Source organism: Neobacillus camarae, assembly GCF_054950115.1.
In genome coordinates this window covers 978,336-996,035 of the sequence record NZ_JBUCKX010000002.1, presented here as the reverse complement: position 1 = coordinate 996,035, position 17,700 = coordinate 978,336, and the positions used below count along the sequence as shown (strand labels likewise).

Annotated in this window: 16 protein-coding genes; 12 read left to right on the top strand and 4 right to left on the bottom strand. The window is 42.5% G+C overall.

All coding sequences use genetic code 11. The features are described from left to right. Positions 1 to 91 precede the first annotated feature (91 nt). The 5 genes from ACY8D0_RS12410 to ACY8D0_RS12390 all read left to right on the top strand — a co-directional run bounded on the left by ACY8D0_RS12410 (position 92) and on the right by ACY8D0_RS12390 (position 4,301). Positions 92 to 1,756 (top strand): AAA family ATPase, encoded by a 1,665-nt coding sequence (locus tag ACY8D0_RS12410; RefSeq protein ID WP_462410816.1) that lies wholly within the window; start codon positions 92 to 94, stop codon positions 1,754 to 1,756. Positions 1,757 to 1,776: 20 nt separating this feature from the next. Then, positions 1,777 to 2,004, top strand: a complete 228-nt coding sequence (locus ACY8D0_RS12405) for a DUF2997 domain-containing protein (protein WP_462410815.1) — start codon at positions 1,777 to 1,779, stop codon at positions 2,002 to 2,004. 1 nt (position 2,005) lies between these two features. After that, positions 2,006 to 2,734 (top strand): hypothetical protein, encoded by a 729-nt coding sequence (locus tag ACY8D0_RS12400; RefSeq protein WP_462410814.1) that lies wholly within the window; start codon positions 2,006 to 2,008, stop codon positions 2,732 to 2,734. Positions 2,735 to 2,831: 97 nt separating this feature from the next. Next, on the top strand, positions 2,832 to 3,701 hold the full coding sequence (locus tag ACY8D0_RS12395; RefSeq protein ID WP_462410813.1) for a ComEA family DNA-binding protein: 870 nt from the start codon (positions 2,832 to 2,834) through the stop codon (positions 3,699 to 3,701). Then, complete coding sequence (locus tag ACY8D0_RS12390) at positions 3,702 to 4,301, top strand: 4Fe-4S single cluster domain-containing protein (RefSeq protein ID WP_462410812.1); 600 nt, start codon at positions 3,702 to 3,704, stop codon at positions 4,299 to 4,301. Between the two features lie 78 nt (positions 4,302 to 4,379). On the opposite strand, the gene ACY8D0_RS12385 is transcribed toward ACY8D0_RS12390, so the two are convergent. Beyond that, positions 4,380 to 5,141, bottom strand: coding sequence for an SDR family oxidoreductase (locus tag ACY8D0_RS12385; protein ID WP_462410811.1), 762 nt, complete (start codon positions 5,139 to 5,141; stop codon positions 4,380 to 4,382). A 305-nt stretch (positions 5,142 to 5,446) separates the two neighbouring features. Here ACY8D0_RS12385 and ACY8D0_RS12380 point away from each other — a divergent pair, with 305 nt between their 5' ends. Beyond that, complete coding sequence (locus ACY8D0_RS12380) at positions 5,447 to 6,088, top strand: GNAT family N-acetyltransferase (protein WP_462410810.1); 642 nt, start codon at positions 5,447 to 5,449, stop codon at positions 6,086 to 6,088. Between the two features lie 97 nt (positions 6,089 to 6,185). On the opposite strand, the gene ACY8D0_RS12375 is transcribed toward ACY8D0_RS12380, so the two are convergent. Together ACY8D0_RS12375 and ACY8D0_RS12370 are read right to left on the bottom strand one after the other, a co-directional pair. Next, complete coding sequence (locus tag ACY8D0_RS12375) at positions 6,186 to 8,702, bottom strand: EAL domain-containing protein (protein ID WP_462410809.1); 2,517 nt, start codon at positions 8,700 to 8,702, stop codon at positions 6,186 to 6,188. A gap of 203 nt (positions 8,703 to 8,905) precedes the next feature. Further along, complete coding sequence (locus tag ACY8D0_RS12370; RefSeq protein ID WP_462410808.1) at positions 8,906 to 9,331, bottom strand: OsmC family protein; 426 nt, start codon at positions 9,329 to 9,331, stop codon at positions 8,906 to 8,908. Between the two features lie 345 nt (positions 9,332 to 9,676). Here ACY8D0_RS12370 and ACY8D0_RS12365 point away from each other — a divergent pair, with 345 nt between their 5' ends. After that, positions 9,677 to 10,660 carry an HD-GYP domain-containing protein gene (locus ACY8D0_RS12365; protein ID WP_462410807.1) on the top strand — a complete coding sequence of 328 codons (984 nt, stop codon included), beginning with the start codon at positions 9,677 to 9,679 and terminating at the stop codon, positions 10,658 to 10,660. Positions 10,661 to 10,682: 22 nt separating this feature from the next. Further along, positions 10,683 to 11,318, top strand: a complete 636-nt coding sequence (locus ACY8D0_RS12360; RefSeq protein ID WP_462410806.1) for a GGDEF domain-containing protein — start codon at positions 10,683 to 10,685, stop codon at positions 11,316 to 11,318. Between the two features lie 75 nt (positions 11,319 to 11,393). On the opposite strand, the gene ACY8D0_RS12355 is transcribed toward ACY8D0_RS12360, so the two are convergent. After that, complete coding sequence (locus ACY8D0_RS12355) at positions 11,394 to 12,026, bottom strand: FMN-dependent NADH-azoreductase (RefSeq protein WP_462410805.1); 633 nt, start codon at positions 12,024 to 12,026, stop codon at positions 11,394 to 11,396. Positions 12,027 to 12,441: 415 nt separating this feature from the next. Between ACY8D0_RS12355 and ACY8D0_RS12350 the strand changes: the two genes are divergently transcribed. From ACY8D0_RS12350 to ACY8D0_RS12335, 4 genes are all read left to right on the top strand, one after another. Then, positions 12,442 to 12,915 carry an NUDIX hydrolase gene (locus tag ACY8D0_RS12350; RefSeq protein ID WP_462410804.1) on the top strand — a complete coding sequence of 158 codons (474 nt, stop codon included), beginning with the start codon at positions 12,442 to 12,444 and terminating at the stop codon, positions 12,913 to 12,915. 90 nt (positions 12,916 to 13,005) lie between these two features. Then, positions 13,006 to 14,508: a sensor domain-containing diguanylate cyclase gene (locus ACY8D0_RS12345; RefSeq protein WP_462410803.1), complete on the top strand. Its 1,503-nt coding sequence runs from the start codon at positions 13,006 to 13,008 to the stop codon at positions 14,506 to 14,508. Positions 14,509 to 14,723: 215 nt separating this feature from the next. Then, the gene (locus tag ACY8D0_RS12340; protein WP_462410802.1) at positions 14,724 to 15,308 is read left to right on the top strand and encodes a DUF5317 domain-containing protein; all 585 of its coding nucleotides are present in this window, start codon (positions 14,724 to 14,726) and stop codon (positions 15,306 to 15,308) included. A gap of 193 nt (positions 15,309 to 15,501) precedes the next feature. Continuing rightward, entirely contained in the window at positions 15,502 to 17,343 is a 1,842-nt protein-coding gene (locus ACY8D0_RS12335) for a bifunctional diguanylate cyclase/phosphohydrolase (protein ID WP_462410801.1), read from the top strand. Positions 17,344 to 17,700: the final 357 nt, after the last annotated feature.

Genomic DNA, 17,700 nt, shown 5'->3' with positions numbered 1-17,700 from the left:
GCAGGGTTTTGTCAGTTTTTAGTTGAATTTTATTACGGTATGTCACAAAATAAGATATCAATAGTGGAAATTGGTTAAAGGGGTAATGATTATGCGCGAACAAGCCAACTCAAATTTCAAGATATTAATTTCGAATCTTTTAAAAGCACGTTTTCCCTACTTATATATAGCGACTTGGGAAGAGGAACGGGCCGTCGCGGTAATTCAATCGGTTGCCGATGATGTCAATTTGATAAAGACCGGCCGTAAGGTATTTACTTGGAGTGTGACAAAAGGATTGTCCGAAAATGGCGAAAAGGGAAAAGAAGAAACTAAGACCCCGCTCAAAGCCCTTGAGTTTATCGAACGATACAATGAGCCTGCCATCTTCATTTTAAAAGACTTCCACGTGTATTTCGGCAATAATGGCCGGCAGGCGGATAACCAACTTATCCGAAAAATTCGGGATCTTGTACCTACATTAAAGCAAAGCCCAAGCCCCAAAAATGTGATTTTTGTCAGTCCCAGCCTCGTGTTACCGGATGATTTGCAAAAGGATGTCACCATTGTCGAGTTTGACCTTCCTACCTTCTCCGAAATCAAATACGTTCTAGATGAAATGATTTATGCCAACCAACAAAGCGGCCGGATCGTGATTGACCTGGATGAAGAGGAAAAGGAACGGCTGGCCAAAGCAGCTCAGGGGTTAACCCTCCAGGAAGCGGAGAATGCCTTTGCCAGGGCGATGGTTGAGGATGGCAGATTGGATATTAACGACGTTGAAGTCATTATGGAAGAGAAACGGCAAATCATCAGAAAGTCCGGTATTCTGGAATTCATTAAAAGTGACCTGAAGATTGAGGATGTCGGAGGACTCGAGAACTTGAAGCGCTGGTTGAAGAAGCGGAACAAATCCTGGCTTGACTCGGCGCAAAAATATGGGTTGCCGGCGCCAAAAGGTGTACTGATTACAGGAGTACCCGGCTGCGGAAAAAGCTTAATAGCCAAATCGATCAGTGCGATGTGGCAGCTGCCCCTGCTGCGGCTTGATATGGGGAAAATCTTTAGCGGGGTTGTCGGCAGCAGTGAGGAAAATATGCGGAAAGCCATTCAAACCGTGGAAGCCATTGCACCGTCCGTCCTATGGATCGATGAAATTGAAAAAGGCTTCAGCGGCCTTTCCTCGGGAGGCGACAGCGGCACGTCCAGCCGAATTTTTGGAACCTTTTTAACATGGATGCAGGAAAAAACGAAGCCGGTATTCGTGGTGGCCACCGCGAATAACATTCATTCTTTGCCGGCAGAATTATTGCGGAAGGGGCGCTTTGATGAAATCTTTTTCGTCGACCTGCCAACACTAAAAGAACGGATGGAAATATTCCGTGTTCACATCGAAAAACGGTTAAACAACCCTCAAGTAAAAGGCCATTTTGTATTGACGGACCAGGTGCTTGAGGAGCTGGCTCAGTTAACGGAAGGCTATGTCGGAGCGGAAGTGGAGCAAATTGTGATATCGGCTCTGTTCGAGGCGTTTTCTGAGGAACGGAGCATTGAATTTGGTGATTTTGTAAAGGCAATCCATAATACGGTGCCGCTCTCGATTACCCAGGCGGAGCAAATCCATTCCATCCGCGAATGGGCCAATATCCGTGCGGTGGCGGCCACGCCAAAAGAGGACCGCGCGGAATACAAGAGTGTGATAAAACTCGAAAAGGAACCGCCTGCTGAAGAAGAAGATATCCGGACGGCACGCGGCGGCCGGGCCGTTGATTTCTAGACAGAAAGGACGTTTTTGAAATGGCAAAACAATTGCGAATTCAAATATTTCAAGATGGTCACATTCAAGCAGAGGTTCAAGGGGTGAAAGGGAAAAAATGCACGGATTATATTTCGCTTCTCGAAGAACTGTTAGGTGCGGAGACCATCGAATCCGAATACACTCCAGAATATTATGAAGTGGAAGAATTGGAATTAGAAGAAGTCGAAACGAATACGATGAAATTGAAAGCAAAGGAGGAATCGTAGCATGTCCGTGTCGTTAGCCCTTATTCCGATTGCCCTTGCACTGCGGGCTGTCATGCATAAAGATGTCTTTGAAGAATGGACTGAAACCCTGCAGGTACAAGTACCGACAACGATTGAAACAGAAGCTGATTTAATTCAGACTTTATACGAAGCAGGATATGACGCCGAAAAATATGGCGGCACAATCAAGACCCATTTAAATGGCGAGGAACAATTTTTCTTTTGGGAATACATAGATGGCAAGTGGACAGCGATTTTTGCCAAATCCGATTCTCCGGCTGAGCTCGAGCAGTTTATGCAGGATCTGGAGCAAAAATCTCAGCGGAAAATTTTTACCGGTACTGTCCATCAGGCGGAAGAACAGATTAAGAGCGATTCCGTGCAGACCTTCCCCACCAATTTTCGTGATGGTGCCCTCCTGGCCCGCACGTTGAAGGAGTTCGGCGTGAACCCGACCCAAGGGGCCAATGGACGGATTACCTGCAATGTTCAGGGAACCCAACTTACTTTCCTCCAGCATGGGGATGCTCCTTTTTCTGTGGAAATCAGAAATGCTCCTAGTCTGCGTGATATTTTCATGTATATCTCCGATGTGGATGAGGAATACAAACGCTGCGTTCAAGCCATTGTGTATGAGAAACTGAAGGAGAGAGCGGCGGAGAAAAATTTATCAATCGAATCCGAGGAAGTGATGGAAGATAACTCCATCGTGATTACACTCAATATCTAGGGATGATGCTCTTGGGAAAATCTGTCCCTATTCTATTTTTAATAGAAGCATTACCATAGTATTATTCAGAATTAGTTTTTGAGGAGGAAAGAGGAGCATGTCGACATCACCCAAAGGGACCATTTGGAGAGTGAGACATTCCTTGTGGATGCTTTTTACCTTTACGTTTATTTTTAACTGGATTGGTTTTTTCATTATTGGACGCAAAGCTAGACATAAAAAATGGTCGATGTATGGTGCCCTTTATACGATTCCGTTTATTCTCCTCTGTGTGTTCGGGGAGAGATATTCCACAAACGCTTGGCAATGGGATTTGATTGGCTATTCCATGATTGGCGGGGGCATTATCTCAATCATCCATGCTTTCCGGATCCGTAAAGAGTATTTTTATCGGTTGGAAGCCATTGAAATGCGCCGTCCCGAAGAAGATCGGAGATTGCGCGGACAGATTCAAGCGGAATATGGCATGGGCTCTAATCAGGCTCCCTCACAGCAGCCGCCTGTACAACCTGCCATGAAACGGATGAACACGGAAGTTCCGAAGCCATATCCGCAGCAGGCAGATTCGAAGGCATCCTTGCAAAAGGCACCGGCATCATCATTGCAAAAATCATCAGGGCCGGACTGGCAAAAAGAGCCTGGGGCTGTGTCCTTGCAAAAGGGACCATCAGCATCGGAGCCTGTAGTAGTCAACAGTGAACCAGTTCCTGTACCGGCTCCGAATCTGGTTGACCTGAATCAAGCAACAGAGTTTGAAATCGCCACATTACCGGGTGTCGGCCCGATTTTTGCGAAACGGGCAATTCAGGAACGGGAAAACTTGGGAGGCTTTCAATCCCTTGAAGACTTTGCTGAGATTCTCGGCCTGAAACCGCATATTGTGGAGAGGATCCGGCCGCTGGTCACGGTTTCTGGCCAGAAGGATCCTCGGAACAAGCATTATGCGGGTCGGATGGTGGATTTTTAAATGAAACTGAGAATCCACCAATTCATTCCCCATACGCGGGTAGAAGGTCCAGGGGAAAGGGCCTGCCTTCAAGTTCAAGGCTGCCCTATCCACTGCCCCGGCTGCGCGGTTCCGTTTACTTGGTCCCCTAAGGGAGGCTATGAGGTAACGGTCTCCGAACTCGCGGAACGGATTTTATCCGGTCCCAAAGTGGAAGGAATTACGTTTTTAGGCGGCGAACCCTTTGAGCAGGCTGCCGGTCTTGCTGAGCTGGGCGGCAGGTTGAAGAAAGCGGGTATGTCAGTGATGACCTTCTCCGGATACCTGCTCGAGGATATCCGCGGGGCCAACCGGCCAGATTGGAACGATTTGCTGAGTGTGACCGACCTTTTGATTGACGGACCGTTCCGGAAAGATTTACGCGATTTGAGTCGCCCTTGGGTTGGGTCTTCTAATCAAAGGTATCATTTTTTGACGGATTGCTATATCGGTTTGAAAGACCGGTTAACGGATATTCCCAACCGCTTGGAAGTTACCTTAAAGCCAGATGGCCGGGTGTTTACGAACGGCATGGCGACAATTGAAGATTTAGAGGGATTGTTTAAGGAATTAATTAAATAGCAAGTAAACAAATAGCAAGGGTGCCCTTCCAAAGGCACCCTTTTTTTGGCTGATGTAAAACTGGCTCATGCCGTACGATTAAAAATCCGGATTATTTTTTAAAAATCCTTCCCATGCCCGTTTGATTCCTTTAGCGATTTCTTCTCTTGATGCATTCAGCCTTTCCTCGATGCCGCCGTAGCCGATTTCCAGTTGCTGGGCTTCCAATCTTTGAAATATCGTGTCGGCAAAGTGGTCCAATGGCGCGCCAAAAGTATGGAGGCCAACGCCTCCCAAATCGGTGTTGATGGCTGGTGGGAAAATTTCTATCACTCCAATGCTGGTGTCCGCCAGCTGATGCCTTAAGGAAAGCGAAAATGAGTGGATCGCCGCTTTGGTGGCACTGTATATGGGGACCCAGACTCCCGGCATGATCGCTAGACCGGAAGAGACGTTGAGGATGGCCGCCTGATTTTGCTTTCGGAGATGCGGAATCAACAGCATTGACAGGTGAATGGGTCCTTCCACATTGATGGCAATCTCGTTTTGGTAGTAGTCCCAGTCCTTCTCGGCCTGAAGCAAGTTGACCCGCTGCTGGATTCCGGCATTATTGACCAAAACATTCAGCAGTGGAAATTCGCTTGTCACCCATTCGACAAGGCTTTTCCGGTCTTCTGTTTTAGACACGTCACACGCGCGGACATGCAGCGCTGGGAACTTTTCCTTCGCCTCATCCAATTTCTCCTGGCGCCGGCCCACCACAATCACCTCATTCCCCCTGTCCAAAAAACGCTCCGCAAACGCCAGCCCTATACCAGAAGCACCGCCAGTAATCAAAATCGTATTCCCTGATACATTCATCCCTACTCCTCCTGCAATTAACTTCAATAATCATTTTCCCCAACACCTGGCATATAATCCACTGGGGGATAGGTTCCTCACCGCAGTAACGCTTTAATGGAGTGGGGGCCTGTCCCCCACACTTTAAAGCAATGAAGAGTTCACTAAAAATCTATATGTTCAGTTTTGTTTTCGGTTTTGTTTTTCTTATATAATAATCCGGATAAATGGTATTATTACTGTGGAAATGGTAGGTACTCAAATTTAGCTTTGTGGCAAAATATTGAGAGGAAAGGAAAAACATCATATGATAAGGCGGTTTGAATGTGACGGGAGAGTTAAATGATATTGAGATCATTGAAGGCGAGTTAGAGGATCTGAGAGATGTTTATCAGCGGTTCTTACAAGATTTTCCGCCAGATGAAATAAAAAAATATGAACATCTTGAATTGCTGTTAGCCAAAAAGAATTACAGGTTCTTGTTGGCCAAGCATAAAATCTTTGACGAGATTGTTGGCTATGCGTTTACCTATGAGTTTGAGCATGTGAAAGCCATCTGGCTTGATTATATGGCCATTGATGAAAGGTACCGGAATGCGGGATACGGGACCCTGTTATTCAACAAAATTGCCCAATCCAAGCAGGATGGGATCATCGGGATGTTCATAGAAGTGGAAATTCCTGAGGAAGAGGACGGACCGAAACGGGAAGAACAGCTGAGAAGAATCAACTTTTATGAACGATTGGGTGCCAGAAAATTAAATGTGCCCTACCAATTGCCGACAAACTCCGGCGGATTCCCAATGTACCTTTACTTCCGGCCATCCTCCAATGTCCAGTTGTTGCCGAAGAAGCAAATCCAAGAAGCCATCGCAGAAGTATTTGGCTATATCCATTCAGACGTAAACGAACGGGAAACCATACTAAAAGAATTCATCTCCCTCATCCAAGACGAACATTTTAAATAGTAGACTGAAAAACACTTACTTACCCAAAAAAGGAGGTGGGGGCCTGTCCCCCACTTCGGTAACGCATTAACGCAGCGGGGGACAGGCCCCCATTACATTAAAGCGGCATAGTGTTGGCTTTTCCCGCCAGCATTGTCGTGAATTGTTCTGCCGGTACTGGCTTGCTGAATAGGAAGCCTTGGAGGTAGTGGCAGTCTAATCGTTTTAATATTTCCCATTGTTTTTCGGTTTCGACGCCTTCTGCGACTATTTTCAGTCGCAGTCCTCTTGCGAGCAGGATGATAGATTGTACAATGGTGGAATCTTCGCTATTTTCATAGATGTCCTTTATATAGGAGCGATCGATTTTAATGGTGTCGACCTTAAATTTTTTCAAATAACCAATAGAAGAATAACCGGTTCCGAAGTCATCAATGGCAATGGATAATCCTAAATCCCTCAATTGCTGGATGGTCAATAACGCTGATCCGCCTGTTTTAATTAACGAGTCCTCGGTAATTTCAATCTCTATTAAGCCTGGGGGAATCGAGTAGGCGATTAGACACCCTTGGATATTTGGGACCAGGTCAGCTTTCCTTAAAGTCTTTGCAGAAAGGTTAATGGAAACCGGAACACGCGGTAAACCTAGCATTTCCCACTCCCTTAGCTGCTTGCAAACTTGTTGAATGACCCAGCTGCTCATTTCATTAATTAAACCAGTTTCCTCTGCCAATGGGATAAACTCTGCGGGTGGCACCAGTCCAAGATTAGAATGATTCCATCGGATCAAGGCTTCGGCCCCGATAACATCCCCCGTTAACGCATCGACTTTAGGCTGGTAGTGAAGAATAAACTCTTCCCGTTGGATAGCTCTTCTTAAGTCGTTTTCCAAGATAAACTTTTTATAAGCCTCGATATTTAAGGATTTTGAAAAAAGCTGGGCATTATTCTTGCCTAATTCTTTGGCACGGTATAACGCAGCATCTGAATTCGCAATTAACTGTTTTATCGTTTCCCCGTCTTCTGGAAAAATACTGATACCAACGCTCGTTGTAATATGAATTTCGTAGCTCTCAATAAGGGCCGTTTTTTCGATTTCATGGACAATTTCTTTTCCCAAAAGAACAGGGTCCTGCTCCAGGAGGTTCCGATGAATGATTGCAAATTCGTCCCCACCCAATCTGAAAACAGCTTGGTCACCTGACAGGGAAGCCAGTCTCTTGGAAATTTCACGGAGCAGCCTATCTCCCATTTCATGACCTAATGTATCGTTGACGAATTTGAAACGGTCCAAATCCAAGTAAAATAAGGCAAATTTATCATTTGTCTCTTGACACTCGGAAATGAGCTCTTTCAGTTTTTTATCAAACATCCTCCGGTTCGGCAATTCAGTCAAATAATCGTGGAACGCATAAAAATTGATTTCCTCTTCGTTCCGCTTTCTGTCGCTGATATCCTGCACAATACCATCAAGCCTTATTAACTGCCCCGATGTATTTAAGATTGGAAAAGTTTTATCCTCAATCCACTTCACTTCGCCATTTGCATGCAAGATCCGGTATTGATGGACAATCATCTCTCCATTTATGAGCTTTTCCTGACGATTCCAATATGCTTTTCTATCATCCGGATGAATAATTTCAGCCCAACTTTTTTGCCCCGACAAAAAACTCTCCGCAGTATATCCGGTAATCGCCACTAATCCGGGAGACCCGTACACGATTTTGTTTTTCAAGACATCCATGGACCATATACCGACATCAATATTTCCAGCGATTGTTTCAAATTTCTTTTCGCTATCCATCAGTCGCTTTTGGATAATAACTTGCTCCGAAATATCATATATCACACCAATAATTCGATGCACCCTGCCATTAGAATCTTTTTTGGCCACGCCTCTCAAGTGCACCGTCATAATGGAAGAATCCGGCCGGAGGAACTTAAATTCCAAATCCAGGTCTGCACCAGTCTGTTTGGTGCGGTTGAAGTGACGGTCAATCCTTTCCCGATCTTCCGGAAGGGCCATTTGAAGGAGCAAATCATAAGTAGGGACTGTATCTTGATTGTTTATTCCCAAAATCGCGAGCAGGGATTTAGAGCAGTACACATTTTCTGTCTCAGTGTCACAATCCCAACTGCCAATCTTGGCCACCTCCTGGGCCAGATTCAAGCTGTTGGTAATTTTCAGCAATTCAGTTTCTTTCTGATATAAATCCGTAAGATTCTTGGCAAAGTTGTAAAGACCGATAATTTCTCCATTAACTTTTATGGGAATGGTCGTGATATAGACATGGACTAAATGTCCCTGTTTATGAATAACGGCACAGTGATAATTTTGTGGTTCACCCTTCAAGGCAAGCTCAAAATGATTAAGCACATTGCCCAATTCCCTTTCGTTCACCAAATGGTGGAATCCGCCAGTTAATTCCTCTGGTTTATATCCGATAATGTCTTCGACTTTATCATTAATGTTTAAAAAATTCCCCTCTATATCTACTGTAAAAATGGCATCTGGGTAATGTTGAAAAATTAACGAATAAAAGTCCGCTTGCGGGCCATAGTTTGAAATCGACCGGTTACCCGTTTCTAAATCTGTCTCTGGTTTCAGCAATAACCGCTTGATAGGGTCTTCCATCACCAGCGCCCCCCTTTTGAACATAACTATCTATATATAATATATCGGATGCATTAAACCCTTTTCATTATGAAAAAAATGGGGATTAATCGGCTGCCCCCGCATCACATTTCACGTTAGTGCATTAATGAGCTGGGGGACAGGCCCCCACCCCATTAACGCGTGGATTTCCTTTGGCCGGTTCACTTTCTCTGTTTTAAAGCTTATAGTGTTTTTTCCCCCATTACCCCATTGATGGAGTAGCTTGAAGTAATTTCCGAGTTCAAGGAGTGGGCAACCGAGCAGTATTTGTCTTTTGACAATTGTATCGCTCGGACCACTTTATCTTCAGGCAGTTCCCCTTTCAGCGCATAATGAATGTTGATCGTGGTAAAGCGTTTTGGATGGTCCTCGGCCCGATCGCCTTTCACATCCATATGGAAAGAAACCGGCTCAAGCCGCATTTTATGTAAAATGGATATGATATCAATCCCGGTGCATCCCGCCACCGCCTGCAGCAGCAGCTCTGTCGGCCTCGCCCCCGTATTCTCCCCGCCTACTTCCGGCGCCGCATCCAAATGAATTTCATGCCCAGAGGGAGTCACCCCCGAAAAAGCCATTTTCCCATTCCATTGCACAGTCAACTCCATCACAAAAACCCCTTTCTCTTTTCCTTATCATCACCTGTTATGCTCTCCCTTATTTTTACTATATTAAAACCATATTTGTCCATACACCGGACGAGTAATCAGGCGGGGACAGCCCCCAATACGTCACCACTTTAAAGTGCTGGGGGACAGGCCCCCGCTACGTTACCACTTTAAACTGATGGGGGGACAAGCCCCCCTTTCCACTTTTGTCTATTTATTGACTTTTTTGGATAATTGACGGAATTGTAAGTTGTTTATAGTAAAATTTTTGTAGTTATACATCAAAGGGAATGAATAGACCTATGTGGAAATCAAACTAGATTTGCTGAATTGGGGGGAATAGATTTGAGTCGGAAAATAAATTACATACTCAATAGGCCTGTTTATTTTCGTTATGGTTTTTTTGCTATAGTCATTATCAATTTTGTCTTGTATTTCTATGATATTGAACAAAATCATTCTTATGTTTTTTATATTCTCGCAACCGCTTTCTTAGGGTTTGGGTTTTACGAATTAAAGGGCTTGTTTTTAGTTACGCTGACTACTGTTATCGTCTTTGCGCGGCTTCTCTTCGGACCTGGATCATTGAGCCTTTTGGCGTTTGCCATTCTTGAGCCTACTTATTTGCTAATCAACTTAATTTCTGTTGGCCTCATGAAGCAGATTCATAAAAATAAAGAAGACAGCATTGAATTAATTACCGCCCTTTCAAAAACACTGGATTCAAGGGACACCTATACCTCCGACCATTCCCAGAATGCCGCTAAGTATGCTGTTGAAATCGCCCAAAAAATGGGATTGCCGAAACGGGTAGTAGAGGCGGTTTCCCAAGGCGGGTTACTGCACGATATTGGAAAGATTGGGATTCCAGAGGAAATATTAATGAAGCCGGGCTCTTTAACAGAACAAGAGTATTCGATTATAAAAAAACATCCCCTAATTGGCTATGGTATCATCAAACATGTTTCCAGCTTTAAAGAAAATGGTGTTCTTGATTTGGTTTTATACCATCACGAAAGATATGATGGAAAAGGTTATCCACAAGGGCTAAAAGGGGAACAAATTCCGCTAGTTGCCCGGATCATGGCTATTGCCGATTCGTTTGATGCCATGACCTCCAAACGGGTATATCGCAATGCCATCGACCTGGAAAAAACACTTGAAGAGATAAAAAGAAATAAAGGAACTCAATTTGACCCTGAAATAACCGATGTTTTCCTAAGCCTATTCACCTCCACTACAAAGATTGACTTTTTAGCCCATGCTTCAAAGGAGGCTGAGGAACCGGAAACTATTCTGCAAAAAGGTATGGAACGAAAGTTATCATAGGTGTTTAGTGTGGTGGAAAATCATGAAATATCAAGGCAGGATTGTAATATTTAGTTTATTTCTTTCAATTAATATGTTTGAGATGGTTTATTATTTTTTGAAGGATGGCACCGTCAGCAAGATGGAATATGTTAGTCTGCCTATCATGCTCCTGATTGCATGGTGGCTCGGTCATCAATATGATAAGGTAAAATTTCTCTCGGAAAAAGACCCACTGACCGGACTGTACAATCGAAGATACATGGATACATGTTTTTTTAAAATGAAAGCGTACGCAGACCGAAGCGGTAGGAATATCTCGATCTTGTTCATTGATATCAATAACTTTAAAGCCATTAATGATAATTGGGGTCATAAAGAAGGGGATAAATTAATAAAACTGCTGGCAGCACAATTAAAGAAAAGTATTTTCGATAAGGATATTGTCGCGCGGTGGGGCGGGGATGAATTCATTATCCTGTCCCCCAATTCCAAAGAAACAAATGAAGAAATCATAAAACACATCCATCATAATCTTAAAATAGCCTCAGCCACCCGCCCGGAAATTTGCGTCTCCGTCGGCACCGCAACCTATCCACACGATGGAACTAACCTAGACGAACTCCTAAGAGTCGCGGATCGAAGCATGTACAATATGAAAATTTCCCAAAGCGGATAAATGGAGTTGGGCCAATCCCCCCACTCCGTTTATGCGTTAAAGCACCGGGGGACAGGCCCCCGACGCGTTAATGTGTTAAACTGCTACGGTTTGAAGTTTTTTGGCTGTTTCTGCTACTTTGGCCAAACCTTTGGTGATGATTTCATCGGCTTGGTCAGGTGATGCATTATGGCCTTCGATGATCACTTCTTCAGCTATTTCCAAACCGAAAATGCCGCCAACGACGTTCTTAATGTAGTTAACGGCCATTTCCATAGGAGCAGTTTCCGGAGTGGAGTAAATGCCGCCACGCGCGCTTAAGATGATGGCCTTTTTGTCAGTCATTAAGCTGATTAATTGGCCATTTTCGTTATATTTGAATGTGAATCCAGCTTGGTATACATAGTCAATAAACGTTTGTAATTTGGCCGGGATGGTTAAATTCCACAGAGGGAATGCAAATACAACGACATCCGCAGCAGCGAAGGCGTCCATTGCTTTTTGTTTGGCGGCCAAAATTCGTTTTTCTATATCTGCCAAAGCTTCACCTGCTTGTGTCTTGGCAAAGGCATTGAATAGGTCTTGTCCGAAGTAGGGCATGTCTTCTGCAAAGACATCATACGTGGTTACGTTGACACCTTCTACATTTTCCATGAAAGTCTCGTACATTTTACTTGAAACGGCCTCTGAAGCTGGGCGATTATTTGCTTTTACTACTAATACATTCATTCTATTATGGCTCCTTCTAATAAAATCTCAGATATTAAAATCTCGGTGTCATAATATATGAAACTGAAATAAATGGTCAAACAAACTGCACTCGTAACGTCTATTTTGAACCGAAAGCCCTGTATTATCACGAGCATTCCGGTTAAAAAGAACTACAAAAAACAGCTAAAACAAGTCTAGGAAAAGATGAATCTTGAAGTTCGATTATCCTTATGCTTAAGTATGTTGAGGTGTCCAATACATTATCTCTACAATTCCGCAGCATCTTTCGACTTATTTCCCTAGAAATATTTTTTAATCAAGCGTTTATCTAATTCTCTTTCACTTTTACACAAATGTCTTTTCTTCAGTGACATAAGATAAAACTTAAACTATACTTTTCTATAAAAAGATAGTAGAAAAGGCGTGAACCATTTTGGAATATACACTTTGTTTTCTCATCAAATCCGAGGAAATTTTAATGTTATTACGCGCAAAGGAACCAAACAAAGGAAGATGGAACGGTGTAGGGGGAAAGATTGAACCAGACGAGACTCCATCCTGCTGCTGCAAAAGAGAGGTATTGGAAGAAACCGGTCTGCAGGTAACCGACCTCTCCTATAGAGGCATCATTTCACTCGATGGAGCCGATCAAATATACGTTTTTATTAGTAGAGATTTTGCAGGAACTGTTATCGACTCACCAGAAGGAATATTGGAATGGAAAACAATAGACTGGATTTTGCAGAGCAGCGAAGTGGTCACTAACATCCCATTGTTCCTCGAGACAATCCTGGATCCAAACACCGAACCAAGACGATTTGAATGCCGCTATTCCTCAAGCGGTGAACTGATTTCATTTGAAATCAAAAAAATGGAGGGCCTGTCCCCCACTTCATTAACGCTTTAAAGCTATGGGGGGACAGGCCCCTGTTCACTAATGACAGGCCCGTCCGGTTATGCTACACTACTTTGGATAAGTGAAAGCGGGTGATTCTTTATGTCTTTCTTAATTGATTTTAGGAAAAGGTCTGCCTTGTATGATAAAGAGTTTTTGCTTCATAATACCGGGATTTCATTTGAGAGATTAAGGTATGTATCATTCATGTTAATCCTCACTTATCCTGCTTTTTTTATTTTTGATTTTTTCATCTTAACCTCACTTAAATCTCCAGCCTATAGATGGGCGCTTTCTGCTGTTCATTTATCCGGGCTGGCCGCATCAATTGTTTATTTGTTTCTTTATCGCCACTATAAAAACTCTCCTAATGACTTCATCATCAATGGGTATATTCTCTTTTATTTATGGTTAGGGGCGTTTGCTTCGATTAACAGCCAAACCTTTACCGGGAACATATACGCCTATTTAATTATTGTATTTGCTGTGGCCGTGATTTTCCCCATTCAGCCTAAATACCTGTTTGGCCATTTGCTAGTGACCCACCTAATTTTTGCTGTCGGGATGAGCCTGGTTCATTCAATTGACATAGCATTTTTAGTAAAACTCGTTAACTCCACCGGGAGTGTCGTCATATCCTATACAATTGGTTTATCTTTCTACCGGTATCGCCAAAGTGATTTTCTAAAAACGCAGAAGCTGCTGAGGAATGAAGAAAGCTTTCGCAGACTGTTTCATATGAACCCTACCCCGTTAATTCTGACAAAAACGGATGGTGAGATGCTGCTGATCAATAATCAGGCAATCCACTACTATCAGTTAAATTATAAAAATATCTCATTGCTTCACCCAGGCAGTTTTCTGTTTACGCATCCCGAGGAAATGCAAAACATAATCACCAAGCTGGAAAAAGAGAAAAGCATTAAAAATTACATAACCGAACAACAAATTACACCTTACAAAAAAAAATGGTCGATGCTGCATTTTGAACTAGTCGACTACCTAGATGACACGTGCATTCTAATTGATACAATGGACATTACAGCTATGAAGGAAAAAGAACAAGAATTAATGCAACATGCCACAATGGATATTCTGACAGGGGTCAGGAATCGCCGAAGCGGCCTTGAACTGTTGCAAAAGGAATTAACCGGAGATTCGACATCCCAAGGATTTATTCTTTGCTATATTGACATCAATAATTTAAAAATCGTAAACGACTGTTTCGGGCATCATGCAGGCGATGACCTAATCAGGACATGTTGCAACACCATTAACCGGCAAATCTGTCAAAATGACATCCTGTTTCGGCTCGGTGGCGATGAATTTATCGTCATCTTTTACAACAAACAACCAAGCGAAGTCCAGCAAATATGGGAAACTATCAACATGGACTTCCAAGCCATCACCGGTACACAACAAAAACCATACCCAATCTCCGTCAGCCACGGACTGTACCAGTACACCCCAGGAACCCACATCACCCTGGAAGAACTCCTTGAACTGGCGGACCAGGAAATGTACCGTAACAAAAAACAAAGCAAAGGAACCATCGAGACCATCCAGATACCCAACAATAAAGTACATTCCTATAAGTCCCCGTGATCAGCGGGGACTTTTTGCTGTCCGCATCCATTCGCTTTACCACGGTAACGCAGTGGGGGACAGGCCCCCACCGCGTTAATTGCACAAAGCTGTCACTTGATTTTGAAAATTTATTTGTTTATAGTATGGTAGAAAATTATTGTAGAAATATTTCATTTCGGGTGAATTTTTGGAATTTTTTAGGTCCTTATGACTGGTTAGGCAGGTTTGAATTTATGGTATTTGATGGAATTATTATTTCATTTATTGTCGGTTTGCTCAGAAAAGGGAATTTGCGGGGGATGGCGCACTTAAATTTGAAGTGGGGCTGGATTTTCCCGCTGCTGTTGGCGATTGAATTTGTCATCTTTACTTTTCAGAATGATAGCAGCTTTCTCGGTGACATAAGCGGATATATTTATATCGCAGTGTATGTCCTTGGATTGATATTTTTATATATCAATCGTCATAACCGCGGCTTTCTTTTCATTTTCATAGGTGTCTTTTTAAATTTTCTAGTCATGGTGCTAAACGGCGGAAGAATGCCCGTTTCAGAACATGCGGCTGCCGTGTTGGATCCAGGATATATCGAGGCTTTAAAAGAAAGCTTGTATGCGAAGCATGCATTACTGACCTCCTCCACCCATCTTGGATTTTTGGGTGATGTGATTCCCATCTCGGATCCTTATCCTCGCACACAAATCATCAGCATTGGCGACATTATAATGAATATTGGAATCTTCTTTTTCATTCAGTATTTGATGGTACATCATCCTTTATCAAAATCAAAAAAAGCGGATCCGTCCGTTACATCTCTTTAAAGGAGGTGAGAAAGTTGAAAAAGGATGAAAAACAAGGCATCAAATTAACCAGCATTCTTTACAATGCAGTTATTATCGGTTCTGTTATTATTGCTCTAACTTCTGGCTTTAAACTAGTCTAACAAAGTTGTAGAATCATAGGGGAAGTAAATTTTTTACTTCTCCTTAAATTTTTATTTTGAGAGTGATGATTATGCGTATTTTTAAAACACCTGCACACACATATCTATTCATCGTTTCCACCCTTGGCATTTTGTTATTTTACTTCTTAATTAAAATCCCGGAATACTCCCGCATGGACTGGATCATGATTTATGCCGTTTCCGGATCCATATTATTGCTTAATTACTACACCATTCTTCTTCCGCCGAATGGAAATTCACTTTCAATGGACTCTTCCATCTATTTGGCTAGCCTTTTTTTGTTTGGATTAAAGTTTACATTACTAGTTTTACTGATTCATTCCGCTATCTTTGCATTGTCTCAACGAAAAATCGCATGGTGGAAACACACCTTTAACTTCTCTGTTTATTCCTTGATGATTATTGGTTCCAGCTATGTTTTTCAGTTTACAGGTGGGATGATTGGAAATATCCATATTGAAAACCTCATACCCTATTTATTGTCATTTGGCACCTATTTTGCCATAAACCTAATTTTAATCGGTATTTATTTTATTTTGTCCATCACTGAAAACTTACTTAACTTTTTCATTGACCTTTTTAAAGAGACTCTTGCCACATACATTGGAACTCTCTTATTGTCATTGGTGCTTGCTGTGTTAATGAAAACCGACCATATATTCGGGCTGGTCCTATTCACCGGAATTGCGTTTCTATTATCTTTAGCATTCAAACAACATTTTCGTTTATTTAAAGAAGTCTCAGAAAAAGCCAATAAAGACTTCCTTACCGGCCTCAACAATCACGGTTATTTTAAAGAAGTGCTGGAAAAGAAAGTGGTTGCCGCAAAGGAAACGGATCAGCCTTTGAGTGTTGCCATTCTCGATATCGATGATTTTAAAAAATACAACGATTTATACGGTCACATTCAAGGAGACCACCTACTTCAGGAATTTGGCGCCCTTTTAAAGACAGAAGCGGAAGCAGCAAACTATATTGTTGCCCGCTATGGCGGAGAAGAGTTTTCGATCATTATGCCTAACACGAATAGCACTGCTGCTTATTCGTTTATGAATGATCTTCGAAAAAAGGTCAATGATACCTACTATAAAGGGGTAGAAAGTCTCCCCTACGGCTGTTTATCTTTTTCATCCGGTATCGCTGAATGCGAAAAAGCGACCTACAGTATTTCGGAATTGCTTAATAAAGCCGACCAAGCCATGTATGCAGCCAAAAACCAGGGCAAAAACCTTGTACAAATTTATAATGAACACTCGGAATACTCTGTTCTCCAATCCCTTTCGCTCGAAAAAGATTTGGAGGAATTGGAATATCAATTAAAAATTTTCCTTTCCAAGGATGTTTATACCTATCGCCATAGTAAACGTGTTTATCAATATGCAGTGGAATTCTCAAGGATTCTCAAATTAAGTGAACACGAACGAAAAACGCTGATTCTTGGGGCGCTAATCCATGATATTGGAAAAATTGAGGTCCCGCGGGATATTTTAAATAAAAAAGGGAAGCTCGATCCGGAAGAATGGGAAATGATTAAAAAACACGTAACCTGGGGAAAAGAAATCATTTCAACAAATAAAAAACTAGAAGACTTGATTCCCCTAGTCGAACTTCACCATGAACGCTATGACGGAAACGGATACCCCTATGGACTAAAAGAAAAATCTATTCCAAAATTGGCGCGGATCCTCTGCGTCATTGACTCTTTCGACGCCATGACGACGGAACGGCCTTATCAAAGAACCAAAACCTTCCAAGAGGCCTTCGTGGAACTGCGGCAATGCTCAGGCAAACAATTTGACCCGCAATTTATCGAACCCTTCATCAAGATGATTAAGCAACAGGATGCTTCCGAAAACTCGGGGACGGTACTGGTGCTGCGCGGTGCCCGGTAATGATCCTAAAACGTCTTACTGACCCATTCAACCAAAAACTTTTAATGAGGATCCAAATATCAAAAGAATCCTGACTGGTAAGTAGTCCGCCCCCTGTTCATATAAGGGGGCTTTTTTCTTTCATTCTGACAAAATGTCCTGAGGTAACACTATCCTTTTCTCAACAGCAGAACCGTAATCCTGTTTCTATAATAATAATAATATTATTATTGGATTTAACATTAATACCCTTTTTCTTTAGATGAAAACGTTGTCATTAAACAAATATTGTAAGTTTCAGAAATATTAAAATAATATACTGGACTAATATTAAAAATTGTTTTAATATACTAATTGTTAACTAATTTACTAGTTCTT

Coding starts and splice junctions, on each gene's coding strand:
- ACY8D0_RS12410 (WP_462410816.1), top strand. CDS start 92: ATGCGCGAACAAGCCAACTCAAATTTCAAGATATTAATTTCGAATCTT.
- ACY8D0_RS12405 (WP_462410815.1), top strand. CDS start 1,777: ATGGCAAAACAATTGCGAATTCAAATATTTCAAGATGGTCACATTCAA.
- ACY8D0_RS12400 (WP_462410814.1), top strand. CDS start 2,006: ATGTCCGTGTCGTTAGCCCTTATTCCGATTGCCCTTGCACTGCGGGCT.
- ACY8D0_RS12395 (WP_462410813.1), top strand. CDS start 2,832: ATGTCGACATCACCCAAAGGGACCATTTGGAGAGTGAGACATTCCTTG.
- ACY8D0_RS12390 (WP_462410812.1), top strand. CDS start 3,702: ATGAAACTGAGAATCCACCAATTCATTCCCCATACGCGGGTAGAAGGT.
- ACY8D0_RS12385 (WP_462410811.1), bottom strand. CDS start 5,141: ATGAATGTATCAGGGAATACGATTTTGATTACTGGCGGTGCTTCTGGT.
- ACY8D0_RS12375 (WP_462410809.1), bottom strand. CDS start 8,702: ATGGAAGACCCTATCAAGCGGTTATTGCTGAAACCAGAGACAGATTTA.
- ACY8D0_RS12370 (WP_462410808.1), bottom strand. CDS start 9,331: ATGGAGTTGACTGTGCAATGGAATGGGAAAATGGCTTTTTCGGGGGTG.
- ACY8D0_RS12360 (WP_462410806.1), top strand. CDS start 10,683: ATGAAATATCAAGGCAGGATTGTAATATTTAGTTTATTTCTTTCAATT.
- ACY8D0_RS12355 (WP_462410805.1), bottom strand. CDS start 12,026: ATGAATGTATTAGTAGTAAAAGCAAATAATCGCCCAGCTTCAGAGGCC.
- ACY8D0_RS12345 (WP_462410803.1), top strand. CDS start 13,006: ATGTCTTTCTTAATTGATTTTAGGAAAAGGTCTGCCTTGTATGATAAA.
- ACY8D0_RS12340 (WP_462410802.1), top strand. CDS start 14,724: ATGGTATTTGATGGAATTATTATTTCATTTATTGTCGGTTTGCTCAGA.
- ACY8D0_RS12335 (WP_462410801.1), top strand. CDS start 15,502: ATGCGTATTTTTAAAACACCTGCACACACATATCTATTCATCGTTTCC.